General features: G+C 41.8%; 16 protein-coding genes and 1 other annotated feature. Of the genes, 1 reads left to right on the plus strand and 15 read right to left on the minus strand.

Going from position 1 to position 16,649, the window contains the following annotated elements; all coding sequences use genetic code 11:
- Position 1: 1 nt before the first annotated feature.
- The 6 genes from arnD to btuC all read right to left on the minus strand — a co-directional run bounded on the left by arnD (position 2) and on the right by btuC (position 6,916).
- On the minus strand, positions 2-895 hold the full coding sequence (gene arnD, locus PR766_RS12845) for a 4-deoxy-4-formamido-L-arabinose-phosphoundecaprenol deformylase (RefSeq protein ID WP_006659461.1): 894 nt from the start codon (positions 893-895) through the stop codon (positions 2-4).
- The gene (gene arnA / locus PR766_RS12850) at positions 895-2,880 is read right to left on the minus strand and encodes a bifunctional UDP-4-amino-4-deoxy-L-arabinose formyltransferase/UDP-glucuronic acid oxidase ArnA (RefSeq protein ID WP_036978035.1); all 1,986 of its coding nucleotides are present in this window, start codon (positions 2,878-2,880) and stop codon (positions 895-897) included. Before arnA ends, arnD begins: the two co-directional genes overlap by 1 nt.
- Positions 2,880-3,872 carry an undecaprenyl-phosphate 4-deoxy-4-formamido-L-arabinose transferase gene (arnC, locus tag PR766_RS12855; RefSeq protein ID WP_006659459.1) on the minus strand — a complete coding sequence of 331 codons (993 nt, stop codon included), beginning with the start codon at positions 3,870-3,872 and terminating at the stop codon, positions 2,880-2,882. Before arnC ends, arnA begins: the two co-directional genes overlap by 1 nt.
- Positions 3,872-5,017, minus strand: coding sequence for a UDP-4-amino-4-deoxy-L-arabinose aminotransferase (gene arnB, locus PR766_RS12860; RefSeq protein ID WP_006659458.1), 1,146 nt, complete (start codon positions 5,015-5,017; stop codon positions 3,872-3,874). Before arnB ends, arnC begins: the two co-directional genes overlap by 1 nt.
- A 125-nt stretch (positions 5,018-5,142) precedes the next feature.
- Complete coding sequence (locus PR766_RS12865) at positions 5,143-5,910, minus strand: vitamin B12 ABC transporter ATP-binding protein BtuD (protein ID WP_006659457.1); 768 nt, start codon at positions 5,908-5,910, stop codon at positions 5,143-5,145.
- A 1-nt stretch (position 5,911) separates the two neighbouring features.
- A complete protein-coding gene (gene btuC / locus PR766_RS12870) occupies positions 5,912-6,916 on the minus strand; it encodes a vitamin B12 ABC transporter permease BtuC (RefSeq protein ID WP_154631212.1) in 1,005 nt (334 codons plus the stop codon).
- 118 nt (positions 6,917-7,034) lie between these two features.
- Here btuC and PR766_RS12875 point away from each other — a divergent pair, with 118 nt between their 5' ends.
- Positions 7,035-8,192, plus strand: coding sequence for a RhoGAP domain-containing protein (locus PR766_RS12875; RefSeq protein ID WP_154636478.1), 1,158 nt, complete (start codon positions 7,035-7,037; stop codon positions 8,190-8,192).
- 75 nt (positions 8,193-8,267) lie between these two features.
- On the opposite strand, the gene ihfA is transcribed toward PR766_RS12875, so the two are convergent.
- The 9 genes from ihfA to thrS all read right to left on the minus strand — a co-directional run bounded on the left by ihfA (position 8,268) and on the right by thrS (position 16,293).
- The gene (ihfA, locus tag PR766_RS12880; RefSeq protein ID WP_006659454.1) at positions 8,268-8,564 is read right to left on the minus strand and encodes an integration host factor subunit alpha; all 297 of its coding nucleotides are present in this window, start codon (positions 8,562-8,564) and stop codon (positions 8,268-8,270) included.
- A 4-nt stretch (positions 8,565-8,568) separates the two neighbouring features.
- Positions 8,569-10,956 (minus strand): phenylalanine--tRNA ligase subunit beta, encoded by a 2,388-nt coding sequence (gene pheT / locus PR766_RS12885; protein WP_154636477.1) that lies wholly within the window; start codon positions 10,954-10,956, stop codon positions 8,569-8,571.
- Positions 10,957-10,970: 14 nt separating this feature from the next.
- The gene (gene pheS / locus PR766_RS12890) at positions 10,971-11,954 is read right to left on the minus strand and encodes a phenylalanine--tRNA ligase subunit alpha (RefSeq protein WP_006659452.1); all 984 of its coding nucleotides are present in this window, start codon (positions 11,952-11,954) and stop codon (positions 10,971-10,973) included.
- A gap of 115 nt (positions 11,955-12,069) precedes the next feature.
- Positions 12,070-12,200 (minus strand) — a sequence feature (Phe leader region).
- On the minus strand, positions 12,150-12,194 hold the full coding sequence (gene pheM / locus PR766_RS12895) for a pheST operon leader peptide PheM (protein WP_126437459.1): 45 nt from the start codon (positions 12,192-12,194) through the stop codon (positions 12,150-12,152). It overlaps the preceding feature by 45 nt.
- Positions 12,201-12,301: 101 nt before the next feature.
- The gene (gene rplT / locus PR766_RS12900; RefSeq protein WP_006659451.1) at positions 12,302-12,658 is read right to left on the minus strand and encodes a 50S ribosomal protein L20; all 357 of its coding nucleotides are present in this window, start codon (positions 12,656-12,658) and stop codon (positions 12,302-12,304) included.
- A gap of 45 nt (positions 12,659-12,703) precedes the next feature.
- Complete coding sequence (rpmI, locus tag PR766_RS12905; RefSeq protein WP_004263702.1) at positions 12,704-12,901, minus strand: 50S ribosomal protein L35; 198 nt, start codon at positions 12,899-12,901, stop codon at positions 12,704-12,706.
- Between the two features lie 93 nt (positions 12,902-12,994).
- Positions 12,995-13,534 (minus strand): translation initiation factor IF-3, encoded by a 540-nt coding sequence (infC, locus tag PR766_RS12910; RefSeq protein ID WP_071524939.1) that lies wholly within the window; start codon positions 13,532-13,534, stop codon positions 12,995-12,997.
- A 284-nt stretch (positions 13,535-13,818) separates the two neighbouring features.
- Positions 13,819-14,361, minus strand: a complete 543-nt coding sequence (infC, locus tag PR766_RS12915) for a translation initiation factor IF-3 (protein WP_071524940.1) — start codon at positions 14,359-14,361, stop codon at positions 13,819-13,821.
- A gap of 3 nt (positions 14,362-14,364) precedes the next feature.
- Positions 14,365-16,293: a threonine--tRNA ligase gene (thrS, locus tag PR766_RS12920; protein WP_154636476.1), complete on the minus strand. Its 1,929-nt coding sequence runs from the start codon at positions 16,291-16,293 to the stop codon at positions 14,365-14,367.
- Positions 16,294-16,649: the final 356 nt, after the last annotated feature.

Genomic DNA, 16,649 nt, shown 5'->3' on the forward strand with positions numbered 1-16,649 from the left:
TTTATTCCTCTTCTTGGCAGCCCAGCCAACCTTCTCGTCCCGGGAATGGGGCGCGAACCACTCTTCCTTTTGGAAGCATATTGATGTCTTCAGGCAACAATTCACTTAATGTACAGAATTGGATTTCTTCTTGCTTAATTCGTTCCAATAATTGTGAAAATTGTTGTGACTTTGACATTCCTTCAACTTCCGTATGGATAGTGTAAACCGGAATACCTTGGTCATCTTTTATTGCTTGAAGAATAAAATCATTAAATTCTTCATCAGTGACTACCGTGCCGACGACTTCATCGTAGGTTGGTAATGTCACCGGAATTTGAACCGTACCCAAAGAACCATCACGCAAGATAGGTCTAAATGGGAATTTTCCACGACAGTCGCTGTTGTAGTCAAAATTAAACCCTTGTTTAACTTCGAGTACACGCTCGTCACCACGCCACCCTGCTACCGCTGAACAAGTGACTCGTTGACCTGTTGCGTTGTGCAGTGCGTCGACACCCAATTTCACTTGTTCAGTGAGTTGAGCCTCGCTCCATTTAGCCACCTTAGCTTGCCACCCTTGATGATCCCACGCATGTAAGCCGACTTCATGCCCAGCGTCCAAGGTTTGTTTCATCAAATAGCCTAGATCTTTGGCGATTTTTTTACCTGGCCACGCAGTACCCGCCAGTAAAATATCTAAACCATACAAAGATGCCGCATTCGACCGTAGCATTTTCCACAGAAATTTAGGACGCAAAAGGCGCCATAAATGGCGCCCCATATTATCGGGTCCTACACTGAAGAAAAAGCTGGCCTGAATATCATGCTCTTTGAGCACTTTAAGTAATTGAGGAACCCCTTTCAATGTACCTTGATAGGTGTCCACATCGATTCTCAAGCCAACTTTTTTCATTATTTTTTGCTTTCCAGCTCTTCTACAGCACCCTGTAAGAAGAAGTCTAATGTTTCTTCAATGGTATCTTTCATATCGATAGTCGGAACCCAGTCAAGTAAACGACGTGCGTTTTCAACACTTGGTTTACGATGCTCGACGTCTTGGTAACCTTGACCATAGTAGCTAGCACTTTCGATTTCACGGAAGCCAGCAAATGGAGGGAATTTTCCACGTGCAGGGTGTTTTTCGAAGCTTTCTAACAGCATTTCCGCTAACTGACGAATACTTGCTTCGTTAGTTGGGTTACCGATGTTGATGATTTGACCATCACATTTGCCGTCTTTGTTTTCAATGATGCGGAACAGTGCTTCGATACCATCTTTGATATCTGTAAAGCAGCGTTTTTGTGCACCACCGTCAACTAACTTGATTGGTGAACCTTCAACTAAGTTCAGGATCAACTGAGTAATCGCGCGTGAGCTACCAATACGTGCAGAGTTTAGGCTGTCTAAACGTGGTCCCATCCAGTTAAATGGACGGAATAAGGTGAATTTCAGGCCTTCTTTCGCACCGTATGCCCAGATCACTCGGTCAAGTAACTGTTTAGAAACCGAGTAAATCCAACGTTGTTTGTTGATTGGACCGACGATCAAACGAGATTCATCTTCATCAAATTCTTTATCATCACACATACCGTAAACTTCGGAAGTTGATGGGAAGATGATGCGTTTGTTGTATTTCACGCAGTAACGAACAACTTTCAGGTTTTCTTCGAAGTCTAATTCGAATACACGCAGTGGGTTACGGGTATATTCGATTGGCGTTGCAATAGCAACCAGTGGCAGAATAACGTCACATTTTTTAATGTGGTACTCAATCCACTCAGTGTGGATGCTCACGTCACCTTCAATGAAGTGGAAACGTGGGTTACCAATGAAACGTTCAATCGCAGATGAGCCAATATCCATACCATAGATATCGTAGTTGTCATCTTGTAACAGACGCTCAGTTAAGTGGTTACCGATAAAGCCGTTCACACCTAAGATCAGAACACGTTTACGACGCTTAACTTGCGCAGTTGGTTTAGCACCAACGCGAACGTCAGTTACGATGCCCATTTCGTTAGCCAGACGGTTGCCTTGCATGTACAGACCAGTTTCGCTTTGACCGCTAACGATTTCCAGTGCGCCTTGACCACATGCGATACGCAGTGGGTCGCTAGATAATACGGTACCTGCTGCTTTACCTTGGTTATCGTCTAATACACGCGCACGCCATATAATCATTTTACGCGCACCTAAATAGGTGAATGCGCCTGGGTATGGTTCTGTTACTGCACGAATCAAGCAGTTAATTTCTTTCGCGCTACGGTTCCAGTCGATTTGACCATCATCCGCACTACGGCGACCAAAGTAGCTCGCTTGGCTTTCATCTTGTGCCGTTGTTTTGTAGCTGCCTGCTTCGATTAATGGCAGGGTTTTATCCAACAGAACTTCCGCAGCTTCGCGGACTTTAGCGTGTAAAGTCAGTGCAGTATCGGTATCGGTGATAGCCACTTTCTCTTGAGCCACGATATCGCCAGCATCAGCTTTAGCAACCATCTTGTGCAACGTTACGCCTGTTTCGCTTTCGCCGTTTAACAGCGCCCAGTTGATTGGTGCACGACCACGGTATTTTGGCAGTAAAGAACCATGCAAGTTGAACGCGCCTTTCGGTGCTAATGCTAATAGTTCTTCGCTTAACATATCGCGATAGTAGAAAGAGAAAATCACATCAGGTTTCATCTCACGAATACGTTCAATCCACAGTGGGTGGTTAACGTTTTCTGGAGCGAAAACAGGAAGTTCCATATCTGCACTGACACGAGCTACAGAAGAGTAAAAGTGGTTTTCATTTGGATCATCAGTGTGAGTAAATACTGCCTGAATATCAAAACCCGCTTTCTCAAGCGCTTTTATCCCTACACAGCCAATATCATGATAGGCAAAAACAATAGCTTTCATTAGTTTTCTTCCTGATTTTTGTCGGATTTAAGGTCTGCTCCGACGACTTTTTGAATAAAATAACGAGGTCTCGCGCGCACATCATTATAGATCCTACCGATGTATTCGCCCAATAATCCCATAGCAACAAACTGCGCGCCGATAAACATAAAGAGTATCGCAAACAGTGTAAATACGCCGTCTGCAGCCCAGCTCGCGCCGAACAGTAGACGTAAAACAATTAACAGCACTGCCAGTACAAAACCACCCGCAGCGATAATGCTACCAACAACACTTAACAAACGCAGAGGTGCAGTGGTTAAGCACGTTAATAAGTCATACATTAAATTAATCAGCTTCATAAAGCTGTATTTTGAATCACCAAACTCACGCTCAGCATGCGCTACATCAATTTCAATGGTTCTACGTGCAAAAGTATTCGCTAAAATAGGAATAAATGTACTGCGTTCATGACATTGGAGCATGGCTTCAATAATATGTCGACGATAAGCACGCAACATACAACCATAGTCACCCATTGAACGACCTGTTGCTTTGGTGATCATCGCATTGATCATTTTTGATGCAGTTTTACGGAACCAAGAGTCTTGACGATTCGCACGACGAGTGCCAACAACATCATAGCCTTGAGACGCGGTTTGCACTAAACGCGGGATTTCTTCCGGTGGGTTCTGTAAGTCGGCATCAAGAGTGATGACTAAGTCACCATCAGCTTGATTGAAACCCGCCATAATAGCAGAGTGTTGACCATAGTTACGGTTCAAAATGATCGCAATCACATGATTATCTGGATTTTCTGCGGCTTCCACCAGCATTTTTGCTGAACGATCGCTACTTCCATCATCAACCAAAATCAGTTCATAAGACTGAGTGAGTTGTTTACAGGATTTAATCGTACGTTCTAACAATTGAGGCAAACTTTGCTCTTCGTTATAAACAGGGATTACGACTGAGACTTTTTTAATCTCATCAAATTCATCAGCTAATGACACTATTTTGACTCCAAAAGGACTGTATTAATCGCACTCACTACCCGTTCAACATCGGCGTCAGTCATGTCTGGGAATAAAGGCAACGAGCAAAGTGTTGCGCTATTCCATGTTGATTCTGGTAATGACAGCTCTGGGTATTTTTCGCGGTAATATTTTTGTGTATGAGCTGCACGGAAATGTAAACCCGTACCAATATTATGCTCTTTTAACTTCTCCATAAATGTATCGCGGTCAATACCACAAACAGATTTATCAACACGCACCATAAATAAGTGGTTTGCATGCAAATGAGGGTATTCTGGCACAGATAACATCTGTAATGGAGAGTCTTTTAGTAATTCACGGTAACGAGCCGTTAATTCGGCTCTACGTTGATTTAAATACTCAACACGAGACAATTGTACGACAGCAATGGCAGCATGAATATCGGATAAGTTATACTTGAAGCCGGGCTCAACCACTTCCGCTTGCGGTTTTCGACCTTGCATCTGACGATCAAATGCATCCACACCTAAGCCGTGGAATTTCAATGCACGAACGCGCTGAGCAAGTGCATCATCATCTGTGGCGACTAAGCCACCTTCCGCACATGTCACGTTTTTAATCGCGTGGAATGAAAAAATGGCAGTCCCCTTTTCACCAATCCACTCATTCTTATAACGTGTTCCAACCGCATGAGCTGCATCTTCAATGAGGAAAACGCCCGCTTGTTGAGCAATAGCACGCAGTGCATCTAAATCGCAAGGCGCTCCCGCATAGTGCACAGGGATAATTGCCTTCGTTTTACTTGTTAAGGCTTTTTCTACTGCTTCTGGCTTAATCATTAAGGTATCACGATCAACATCAATCATGACAGGCGTTGCACCCAGCAACTCGATCATATTGATAGTGGAAACCCACGTTTGTGATGGCGTAATAACTTCATCGCCTGGACCTATGCCCAATGCCATTAAAACAACATGCATGCCAGCTGTCGCCGATGCAAGTGCAATTGCATGCTTGCAACCATAGCGCTTACAGAAATCTTCTTCTAATTGATGATTCTGTGGACCCGTGGTAATCCAGCCTGAACGCAGAACGTTTTCTACTGCCTTAACCTCTTCATCCCCGATTGCTGGTTTTGAAAACGGAAGGAAATTGCTCATATTGTTTGTAGCCTAATTTCATTATGAATAGGATATTCTAGTTAAATTTACTTTAACCGAACCTCAACACCAGTCATCATTACTGCAATAAATTGCCGTGATACGGGCAATAAGAACACGATTAGCTAATTAGTATGATTAATAATTTGCCATACTTTCTCCGATGAGCTTTGGCTGAGTTTTATATCAGCCATAAATACTTCTGACAAATGACTTTCTGTCATTACATCGTCAGGCTCACCTGCATAGATAATTGCACCTTTCTTAATCATCCAAATTCGACTTGCATTTTTATATGAATGACTAAGATTATGTCCACTCATTATAACTGTTCCTGCGCAATGACAAAAACATTTCACCCATTTATCTAGCATTCCTTGCTGAATAATATCTAAATTGTTTATTGGTTCATCAAATAAGATTATTTTTCCGCTCAAACAATCCTGATCCCAAACCTGCAAAAATACAGCAACAATCCGAATTCGCTGCCATTCTCCACCAGATAATTGATTAATTGGCTTAGACAATAATGACGTAAGTTGGAAATCAGAACATATTTCACTAAAAATAACCGGTGGAATTAATTTCTGTCCAATAAACAAGGTTAAGTATTGAAATACTTTTAGGCTTGGTAAAGTGCTTGCTTGCTGTGTTAAATAAGCTCGATACGTTGAAAGCGCTTGAACAGTATAATTTTCTAAATTCAGGTTATTGAGAAGAATCGTTCCTGTATAGGTGATGCAACCACTCAGAGCGGCTAACAATGTGCTTTTTCCTGCACCATTCGCACCTAAGAGGTGTATTTGCTCGCCAGCAGAAACACATTGGCTAATCCCAGATAACCGATGTTCCACCTTTAAATTTTGAGTTTCAATCACCCATGTTTTATTCATATCATTGCCGCCAAGCGTGATTTTTGACTAATAAATAGATAAAAACCGGTGCACCTAAAGTTGCCGTAATCACCCCTATCGGAATTTCCGCATTGTCTATCAATAACCGAGACAACAAATCTGCAATTAATAAACATAGCGCACCAGCAACTGCACAAGCGGGTAATAAAAAGCGGTTATCCGTTATACCGCTTAGCCTTAATATATGCGGGATAACCAACCCAATAAAACTAATGGCACCCGCCACTGCGACACTAAGCCCAATTAGTATTCCGGTAATGATAATTAATATTAACCGCCATCGATGAGTAGAAACACCCAATTGGTAAGATTGAATATCACCCAGTAATAAATAATTTAAAATTTTACCCTGTCGCATTGCCCAAAATAAGAAAGGAAGACAAGCAATAATTAACCCTATTTGACGCCAATCCACGCCGCTAAAGCTTCCCATCATCCAATACAACAATTGGCGTAAATCTAAATTGCTGCTCATATAAACCATCCACGTCATACAGGCACCACTGATCACGCCAAGAGCAACACCAACCAATAGTAGGCTAGTATTATTGATATTTTTACGGCGAGCAAAGTACAAAAGAATACCAGTAAGAATCAATGCCCCCGCTATTGCACTGAAGCTCAGAACCCAATAATTAACCACCCCTGATGAAATCAAGACGGTAAAAACCACAGCGACGCCAGCGCCATTACTGACCCCGAGTAAGCCCGGCTCTGCAAGAGGATTTTCGAATAACGCCTGCATGATCGCACCAGTAACCGCTAATGCAGCACCAATAATCACCACGGCAAACAATCTCGGCAATCGAATTTGCCAGACAAATAATTGTGCAGAATCATCCATCCATTGACTCGGCCAATACCAAACTTCTCCTGCACTGAGCGATAGTATAACAATGATAAAAAGACTCAGTAACAACAAAAAAATCAACCCCATATCAGATTGACATTGCTGTTTTTTTAATTTTTTCAAGGAAATAGTCATGACGTTTACAATAATTATTTCTTGTTAAAAAACAAGCGCGTTTTATATAAGAGAGAACATAAAAAAAAATTTAAACTACTGCCAATTTTTTACTCTTAACCACTATAAGGGGTTACACATGGCACAAACTACAGTTAACCATTCTTCCAAATCGCAACTTTCTACATATAACACAAAAGAGGTGGACCAAACTGGGGATAAGGCTAGCAGTCATTTTAAAACATCAATAAAGAAAGTAACTCAATTATTTGCTAGCTTTTTTTCTTTATTTTTTAGTAGCCAAAACAAACAAGCCAACCATAAAAAAACCGTTTCAGATGAACCCTTGGTTATGATTAGCCTTCCAAACAAGGATGCATTGTCACGCACAGTTTCCTTTACACATGAAACTTCCACAAAAAGCTTACCACATCAAGATGAAACTATATCTAAAGCGAGCTTAACTGGAAATCCTCGAGCCGATGCTGCAAAAGCTGCTGCACTACATAAAGTCGCGCAACATAAAGCCCAGCTAGCAGAAAAAACACGAAAAAACGAAACCACTAAATTGCAACAAAGGAATGTTGAGCTCATTAATAATGATGAGCGTCTTTCTGACATAGATAGAGAGAAAAACCGTACAATTAACCTGTTAGGTTGTGCGATTCTTAAACATCAGGAATATGCAACGAGTCAAGGAATCTTTCGTACTTCAGGTACCGAAACTGACATCAATAAACTCTTTAATAAGGTAAATGACCCAAAGAATGGCCATGAGCATCTGACACAACTAGAGCACTATCCTTTAACAACATTAACCAGTACGTTTAAAAAAATAGCTGGAGAATCGCTTAGAAAAAATAACAACATTGACTTCAAATCAGATATTTCATTTGGTGATTTACAAGCGTGTGCTGATGCAGTAAAAAACAAAGAGGATGTAACTCAACAAATTAAAAGTAACGAGCAATTAAAAAATAAGACCCCTTTGATTTTAAAAAACAGTGATAACAGGATCCACCGTGTGTTGAGCCGCTTGGCACCACCGCCATTAACATTACAACTTATTACTCGCTTTTGCGCTCTTATTTCCAATGATGAAGCACCCCATAAAATGTCCATCAGAAATTTAGCTATGATGTTCGCGCCACACTTAATTAACACAAGCAACGCCTCGCAACATAATAGCCAAAACGCTCTTGCTGAGCTCGAAAAAGAAGCTGCGGCAACTCAGCTAGCAGAAAATTATCTTGCTGCGTTAATCCATCAAGAAAAAAGTACATTTCATCGTCTTTAAAAAAATGTTTTTTACTTAAAAACAAAAGACCGCCTAGGCGGTCTTTTTTATTACTCTGCTATTCAGAGAATAGGATTACTCTTTTGGGGTTGCTCTTTCCACACGGCTTTTTAATTTTTGGCCAGGGCGGAAGGTGACAACACGGCGAGCAGTAATTGGAATATCTTCCCCAGTTTTAGGGTTACGACCGGGACGTTGATTTTTATCACGTAAATCAAAGTTACCGAATCCAGATAATTTAACTTGCTCACCATTTTCTAAGGAAAGGCGAACCTCTTCAAAGAAAGTTTCAACAAGGTCTTTCGCATCACGTTTGCTAACACCTAGCTTTTCAAACAAATTTTCTGACATTTCAGCTTTAGTAAGCGCCATAAGTTTAGTCCCTCAAGGAGGCTTGGAATCGCTGTTTTAACGCAGCAACACACAGATCAACGGTCGCGGTAATCTCTTCTTCTTCCATGGTACGCTGGGTATCTTGGAAGACGAGACTGATAGCGAGGCTCTTATAACCTTCTGCTATCCCCTCACCACAATACACATCAAATAAGTTTATGCCAACTATATGATTTATGCCAACTTTTTTACATTCTGCTAAAACTTCGGCAGCTGCTACATTTTCTGGCACAACCACAGCAATGTCACGACGGTTCGACGGATAACGCGAAATCGCTTTCGCTTCTGGAATAACACGCTGTGCGATTGCATCAGTACGAACTTCAAACACGACTGTTCTACCATTTAAATCGAGTTTACGTTCTAACTCTGGGTGAACAACACCAATAAAACCAATATGTTCATTTTCCAGATAAATCCCAGCACTTTGCCCAGGATGTAATGCTGGATGAGCTTCAGATTTAAATGTAATTTGATTTAGTTTTCCAGTCAATTCAAAAACAGCTTCAAGATCACCTTTTAAATCAAAGAAGTCAACAACTTGTTTATCTAATGACCAATGTTCATCAAATTTATTGCCCGTGATCACACCCGCCAGCATGTTTTCCTGACGGATCCCATATTCTGCTTGATTATCAGGTGTAAAGCGCAGACCAGTCTCAAATAAACGAATTCTATTTTGTTGACGATTTTGATTATAGACCACCGTTCCTAATAAACCAGTCAACAACGACAAACGCATAGCAGACATGTCGGCTGAAATTGGATTTGGCAGGCTCAGCACCTCTTCTTGAGGGTGTAACAAGCTTTGAACTTTAGGATCAACAAAGCTATACGTAATCGCTTCTTGATAACCACGGTCAACCAGCATCGCTTTAATGCGTTTCAGCGGTAAATCCGCTTCTTTATGATCCGTCATGATCAAATCAGCACGCAAAGGAACGTCAGGAATATTGTTATACCCATATACGCGAGCGACTTCTTCCACTAAATCTTCTTCGATTTGCATATCGAAGCGCCAGCTTGGAGCAACAACGTCCCAACAATCGTCTGAAACTTGTACTTGGCAACCTAAACGCTTCAAAATATCAGTGACGATATCATCCGCAATCACGTGACCAATTAAACGATCTAATTTTTTACGAGTCAGTTTAATATTTGCCGCTTTTGGTAAATGTGCTTCACTAGAAACATCAATGATTTCACCAACTTCACCGCCACAAATTTCCACGATCAACGCAGTTGCACGCTCCATTGCTTTAAATTGCAACTGTGAGTCAACACCGCGTTCAAAACGATGGGATGCGTCGGTGTGCAAACCATAATTACGTGCACGACCGGTAATCGCCAGTGGTTCGAAGAATGCGCACTCTAATAAAATATTTTTAGTTTCGGCGTTAACACCAGAATGCTCACCACCAAAAATCCCCGCGATACCCAGAGCTTGAGACTCATCGGCAATCACCAGAGTATCCGATTTCAAAGTAGCTTCAGTTCCATCTAGCAGAACCAGCTTCTCTTCATCTTTTGCCATACGGACAATGATAGAACCGTTTAAACGGTCTAAGTCGTAAGCATGTTGTGGTTGACCTAATTCCAGCAGAACATAGTTTGTAATATCCACAACTGCATCAATAGAACGAACACCGCCACGACGTAACTTTTCTTTCATCCACATTGGTGTCGGCGCGCTAACATCGATATTCTTGATAACACGACCTAAGAAACGTGGGCATGCCGCAGGCGCTTCAACACGGATAGGGAAAGTCTCTTTAATGGTGCTAGCAACCGGAGTGATCGCAGGTTCAACTAAATCTAATTTGTTGATCACCGCAACATCACGTGCCACACCTAAAATACTTAAACAGTCAGCACGGTTTGGAGTAATACTGATTTCAATTGCATGATCATCTAATTTTAGATACTCACGAATATCAGTACCAATAGCAGCATCTTGTGGCAATTCAATAATACCGCTGTGATCATCAGAAATACCCAGCTCAGAATAAGAGCACAGCATTCCTTCAGATGGCTCGCCACGTAATTTGGCTGCTTTAATTTTGAAATCGCCTGGCAATATCGCACCGACCGTTGCAACAGCAACACGTAAGCCTTGACGGCAATTTGGTGCACCACAAACGATATCTAATAAACGATCGCCACCTACGTTGACTTTGGTGACACGAAGTTTGTCGGCATTAGGATGCTGTCCGCATTCAACAACTTCCCCTACAACTACACCGTGAAATTGCCCTGCGACAGTTTCAACACCATCAACTTCCAGACCAGCCATCGTGATTTGGTCTGATAATTCTTCACTACTTACCGCCGGGTTCACCCATTCGCGTAACCATAGTTCACTGAATTTCATGAGATAGACCCGCCTTATTTAAACTGTTTGAGGAAACGAAGATCGTTTTCGAAAAATGCACGAAGGTCAGAAACGCCATAACGCAACATGGTTAAACGCTCCATTCCCATACCAAATGCAAATCCGGAGTAGACTTCAGGGTCAATACCAACATTGCGTAATACATTTGGATGCACCATACCGCAACCTAATACTTCCAACCATTTACCATTTTTACCCATCACGTCAACTTCAGCTGAAGGCTCTGTAAATGGGAAATAAGATGGACGGAAACGCACTTGAACCTCTTCTTCAAAGAAGTTGTTCAGGAAGTCATGAAGTGTGCCTTTTAAATTGGTAAAGCTAATGTCTTTATCAACAATCAGACCTTCAGTTTGATGGAACATTGGGGTATGAGTCTGGTCGTAGTCATTACGATAAACACGACCAGGTGCAATAATACGGATTGGTGGTTGCTGACCATTCATGGTACGAATTTGCACGCCTGACGTTTGAGTACGTAATAGACGTTTTGCATCAAACCAAAAAGTATCGTGGTCTGCACGCGCAGGGTGATGAGCAGGAATGTTTAGTGCATCAAAGTTATGATAGTCATCTTCGATTTCGGGTCCGGTCTCAACAGAGAAACCTAACTCACCAAAAAACTCTTCAATTCGCTGAATGGTACGAGTTACTGGGTGTAACCCGCCATTTTCCATACGGCGCCCTGGTAATGAAACGTCAATTTTTTCTGATGACAAGCGTGCATTCAGAATATCCGCTTGCATTGCATCTTTACGGGCGTTCAGTGCATCTTGAACTTGGACCTTAGCTTCATTAATCACAGCCCCTGCTGCTGGGCGTTCGTCCGCAGGCAGATCACGCAACGTTTTCATCTGGAGTGTGAAGTGGCCGCTTTTGCCTAAAAATTCAACACGCACTGACTCTAACGTCGCAACATCTTGTGCCTGTTCAATGGCTGCTTTTGCCTGTGCAACCAATTCAGCGAGATGTGGCATTGTTTCCCCTTTATGACCACTCGGTCTTTTGCTAGTTATTCACTAAATTTCACAAATCATATTTAATGAGATATGAATACTTGACTGATTTTACTGTATTTTCTGTTAAACCAAAAACAAAAAAGCCTCCTGACGGAGGCTTTAGCGTAACTTTTCGTTTCTATTCTACTCGCTATACGCAAAAGCCCCCGAGATTCAGGTGCTAAAGTAAAAAAAGAAACGAAAAATAACGTTGTTCATTAAAAGAGTCTCAATAAAAACAGACTTAAAGTATTAACACAAGCTAATTTTTAATACAAACAATATAAATGAAAAGAGGAAGTTTCCTTCCTCTTTTCAAGCAAACATTAAGCTAAAGCGCCTTTTGCTTTTTCAACTAAAGCAGTGAATGCTGCTTTATCGAAAACTGCGATGTCTGCTAAGATCTTACGGTCGATTTCAATTGAAGCTTTTTTCAAGCCATTGATGAAACGGCTGTAAGACAGACCGTTCTGACGAGCCGCAGCGTTAATACGCGCGATCCACAGTTGACGGAACTGACGTTTACGTTGACGGCGGTCACGGTAAGCGTATTGACCAGCTTTGATTACCGCTTGAAATGCTACGCGGTAAACACGAGAACGTGCACCATAGTAACCTTTCGCCTGCTTCATGATTTTTTTGTGACGTGCACGGGCGATTACACCACGTTTTGCGCGAGCCATAGCTATCTCCTATCGTCTTTATTCTTAATTAACTAAAATGTTTACTTATGCGTAAGGCAGGCAAGCAACTACCAGACCCAGATCGCCCTTAGATACCATACCTTTCGGACGTAAATGGCGTTTACGCTTAGTAGACTTTTTAGTCAGAATGTGACGAAGGTTTGCATGCTTGCGCTTAAAGCCACCGCCTGCAGTTTTTTTAAAGCGCTTTGCTGCGCCACGTACAGTTTTAATCTTTGGCATTTCTGTTATTTCCAACTTCGCATTGTGATTAACTACGAATTAATTAGGCGAATAATATTCACATTACTGTAAGATTATTACTTGATGGCCTAATTATTTCTTCTTCGGTGCCAGCACCATAATCATCTGACGTCCTTCAATTTTTGAAGGGAATGACTCCACTGACGCCAGCTCTTCCAAATCAGACTTAATGCGGTTAAGCACTTCCATACCGATTTGTTGGTGGGCCATTTCACGACCACGAAAACGTAGCGTTACTTTAGCCTTGTCACCATCTTCTAGAAAGCGTATCAGGTTGCGTAGTTTGACCTGATAATCACCTTCATCTGTACCAGGGCGGAATTTAATTTCCTTCACCTGAACAACTTTTTGTTTCTTTTTCTGTTCTTTTTGAGATTTGCTCTTCTCATAAAGGAATTTGCCGTAATCCATGATACGACAAACTGGCGGTTCAGCATTTGGGCTAATTTCAACGAGGTCAACGCCCGCTTCTTCAGCTTTTTCAAGCGCTTCACGTGCGCTCATAATGCCTAACTGTTCGCCGTCTAAACCGGTTAAACGGACTTCAGGAACACGGATTTCATCATTAATACGATTTGGTCGTGTTGATGGGATTCTTTTTCCGCCTTTAATACTTCATTCCTCCAACTGGATAAAGAGATTTGCTACATTCTCTAAAGCAAGCGTTCCGGTAATGTTTTCAATAACTTTTCACCAAAACGCGATATTCTTTTTGGGCTTTAACTCGAACAATGCGAGATTTTACAAAGCGATTCGACCGCGGATTTTACTGCTTATTGTGAGATTACTCAAGCAGATATTCAAATTTTTCGCGGTAAGTCATGTTAATGAGAGGATATCTTCATAAAAAAACGCGAGTGAGAGGCTATCCCCCACTCGCGTTCTTACATGACAACTTATTTATTTTTCTTCGGTGACATGACCATAATCATTTGTCGACCTTCAATACGTGAAGGGAATGATTCAACAATAGCCAGTTCTTCCAAATCAGCTTTAATGCGGTTAAGCATTTCCATACCGATTTGCTGGTGTGCCATTTCACGACCACGAAAACGTAGTGTGATTTTCGCTTTATCACCATCTTCTAAGAAACGAATGAGGCTACGCAATTTAACTTGGTAGTCTCCTTCATCAGTTCCCGGACGGAATTTAATTTCCTTCACTTGAACGACTTTTTGTTTCTTTTTCTGCTCTTTTTGAGACTTGCTCTTCTCATAAAGATACTTGCCGTAATCCATGATACGACAAACTGGTGGCTCTGCATTTGGGCTGATTTCAACTAAATCAACACCAGCTTCTTCCGCTTTAGCGAGTGCGTCACGCACACTCATCACACCGAGTTGTTCACCGTCAATGCCAGTAACACGGATTTCAGTTGCACGGATCTCTTCGTTAATACGATTCGGACGTGCTGTTGGGAGTTTTTTTCCGCCTTTAATACCTTATTCCTCCATCTGATTGAGCTGACGACTGCGAATTTCTTCCAGTAGTTTAGTCGTGAATTCGTTAACATCAAGGCTGCCTAAATCTTTACCACGACGGGTACGAACAGACACTTTACCTGATTCAACTTCTTTCTCACCACAAACCAACATGTAAGGAACACGACGCAGGGTGTGTTCGCGGATCTTAAAGCCGATTTTCTCGTTGCGTAAGTCCGCTTTCGCACGAATGCCAACACTTTGCAGTTTGCTTACTAATTCTTGAACATAGTCTGCTTGACTATCTGTAATGTTCATCACCACAACTTGTTGTGGCGCTAACCATGTTGGGAAAAAGCCCGCATATTCTTCTGTTAAAATACCGATGAAGCGCTCTAATGAACCTAGAACGGCACGGTGGATCATAACAGGCGTAATGCGTTCATTATTTTCGCCTACATATGAAGCATTTAGACGACCTGGTAAGAAGAAGTCTAATTGTACGGTACCGCATTGCCATGCACGGTCAAGGCAGTCATACAGTGTAAATTCGATTTTTGGACCATAGAATGCGCCTTCGCCTGGTTGGTATTCGAATTCAATACCTTTAGACTTCAGAGCATTCGCTAAATCCGCTTCTGCTGTATCCCACATATCGTCAGTACCGATACGTTTTTCAGGACGAGTAGACAGTTTTACAACGATTTTTTCAAAACCGAAAGTGCTGTAAACGTCATAAATCATTTCGATACAGCTTGTCACTTCACCCAGAATTTGATCTTCGGTACAGAAAATATGCGCATCATCTTGAGTAAAGCCACGTACACGCATTAAACCATGCAGCGCACCAGATGGTTCATTACGATGGCAACTACCAAACTCTGCCATACGCAGTGGTAAATCACGGTAAGATTTTAACCCTTGGTTAAAGATCTGTACGTGACCTGGGCAGTTCATTGGTTTTACACAATATTCACGGTTTTCAGATGACGTTGTGAACATCGCATCTTTGTAGTTTTCCCAGTGACCTGTTCTTTCCCACAGTACGCGGTCCATCATGAATGGACCTTTAACTTCTTGGTAGTTATAGGATTTTAGTTTGGTACGTACAAAAGTTTCCAGCTCACGGAAAATTGTCCAACCATCATTGTGCCAGAACGCCATACCCGGCGCTTCTTCCTGCATATGATATAAATCTAATTGCTTACCAATTTTACGGTGGTCACGTTTTGCCGCTTCTTCTAAGCGCAGCAGATAAGCAGCTAACTGCTTTTTGTCTGCCCATGCCGTGCCGTAAATACGTTGCAGCATTTTATTGTCGCTGTTTCCACGCCAGTATGCCCCTGCAACTTTTTGTAATTTAAAGTGATGGCAGAAACGCATATTAGGTACGTGCGGACCACGACACATATCAATGTATTCTTGGTGGTGATATAAGCCTGGGCGGTCATCTTGGCTAATGTTTTGATCCAAGATTTCAACTTTATAATCTTCGCCACGGCTTACAAATGTTTCACGAGCTTCGGCCCAAGAAACACGTTTTTTAACCACGTCATAATCTGTTTTGGCAAGCTCAAGCATACGCTTTTCTAGCTTGTCCAAATCTTCCTGGGTCAGCGTATAGTCAAGGTCAATATCATAATAGAAACCGTTGTCGATAACTGGACCGATTGCCATTTTGGTATTTGGCCACAATTGTTTAATTGCATGACCTAATAAGTGAGCACAAGAGTGACGAATGATCTCTAGACCTTCATCATCTTTACTCGTGATAATTGACAAGTTCGCATCGTGCTCGATCAGTTCACAAGCATCCACCAGCTCACCATTAACACGACCAGCAATACACGCTTTTGCAAGACCTGCACCGATATCGTGAGCCACATCCATGACAGAAACGGCATGGTCGAATTGACGCTGACTTCCATCAGGAAGAGTAATAACAGGCATTAAAAAATCCTTATCAGCAGTGGTGACCCACACGAAAGATCACTTGCTTGATTATTCCAAAGTTTATAAATCAATACGTTACTTACGATTTCTCACTTCACTATGCGAGATAGGCACACCGTTATGTACACATCATATAAGCCATTATGGATATAATTGATGACACAATTATGCACATCGCTAGCAACTCAACTCGTAATCATAACACAGACATATTTTATGGCGATAGCCAGTTGTTGATTATTATATCACTAAAATCACTGCGAATTTGGGTGACCAAACATCACATGATGAAGCGTTCGATAATGTACGGTTTAAGCGTATTGAGAACAGAAATACGTGAATAAGCTCGATGA

The sequence above is a fragment of the Providencia sp. PROV208 genome (assembly GCF_028479465.1).
Classification (GTDB): domain Bacteria; phylum Pseudomonadota; class Gammaproteobacteria; order Enterobacterales; family Enterobacteriaceae; genus Providencia; species Providencia alcalifaciens.

Excerpts from the sequence above, each read along its gene's own strand:
- arnD (WP_006659461.1), bottom strand. The coding sequence starts at position 895 with ATGAAAAAAGTTGGCTTGAGAATCGATGTGGACACCTATCAAGGTACA.
- arnA (WP_036978035.1), bottom strand. The coding sequence starts at position 2,880 with ATGAAAGCTATTGTTTTTGCCTATCATGATATTGGCTGTGTAGGGATA.
- arnB (WP_006659458.1), bottom strand. The coding sequence starts at position 5,017 with ATGAGCAATTTCCTTCCGTTTTCAAAACCAGCAATCGGGGATGAAGAG.
- PR766_RS12865 (WP_006659457.1), bottom strand. The coding sequence starts at position 5,910 with ATGAATAAAACATGGGTGATTGAAACTCAAAATTTAAAGGTGGAACAT.
- btuC (WP_154631212.1), bottom strand. The coding sequence starts at position 6,916 with ATGACTATTTCCTTGAAAAAATTAAAAAAACAGCAATGTCAATCTGAT.
- PR766_RS12875 (WP_154636478.1), top strand. The coding sequence starts at position 7,035 with ATGGCACAAACTACAGTTAACCATTCTTCCAAATCGCAACTTTCTACA.
- ihfA (WP_006659454.1), bottom strand. The coding sequence starts at position 8,564 with ATGGCGCTTACTAAAGCTGAAATGTCAGAAAATTTGTTTGAAAAGCTA.
- pheT (WP_154636477.1), bottom strand. The coding sequence starts at position 10,956 with ATGAAATTCAGTGAACTATGGTTACGCGAATGGGTGAACCCGGCGGTA.
- pheS (WP_006659452.1), bottom strand. The coding sequence starts at position 11,954 with ATGCCACATCTCGCTGAATTGGTTGCACAGGCAAAAGCAGCCATTGAA.
- rplT (WP_006659451.1), bottom strand. The coding sequence starts at position 12,658 with ATGGCTCGCGCAAAACGTGGTGTAATCGCCCGTGCACGTCACAAAAAA.
- rpmI (WP_004263702.1), bottom strand. The coding sequence starts at position 12,901 with ATGCCAAAGATTAAAACTGTACGTGGCGCAGCAAAGCGCTTTAAAAAA.
- thrS (WP_154636476.1), bottom strand. The coding sequence starts at position 16,293 with ATGCCTGTTATTACTCTTCCTGATGGAAGTCAGCGTCAATTCGACCAT.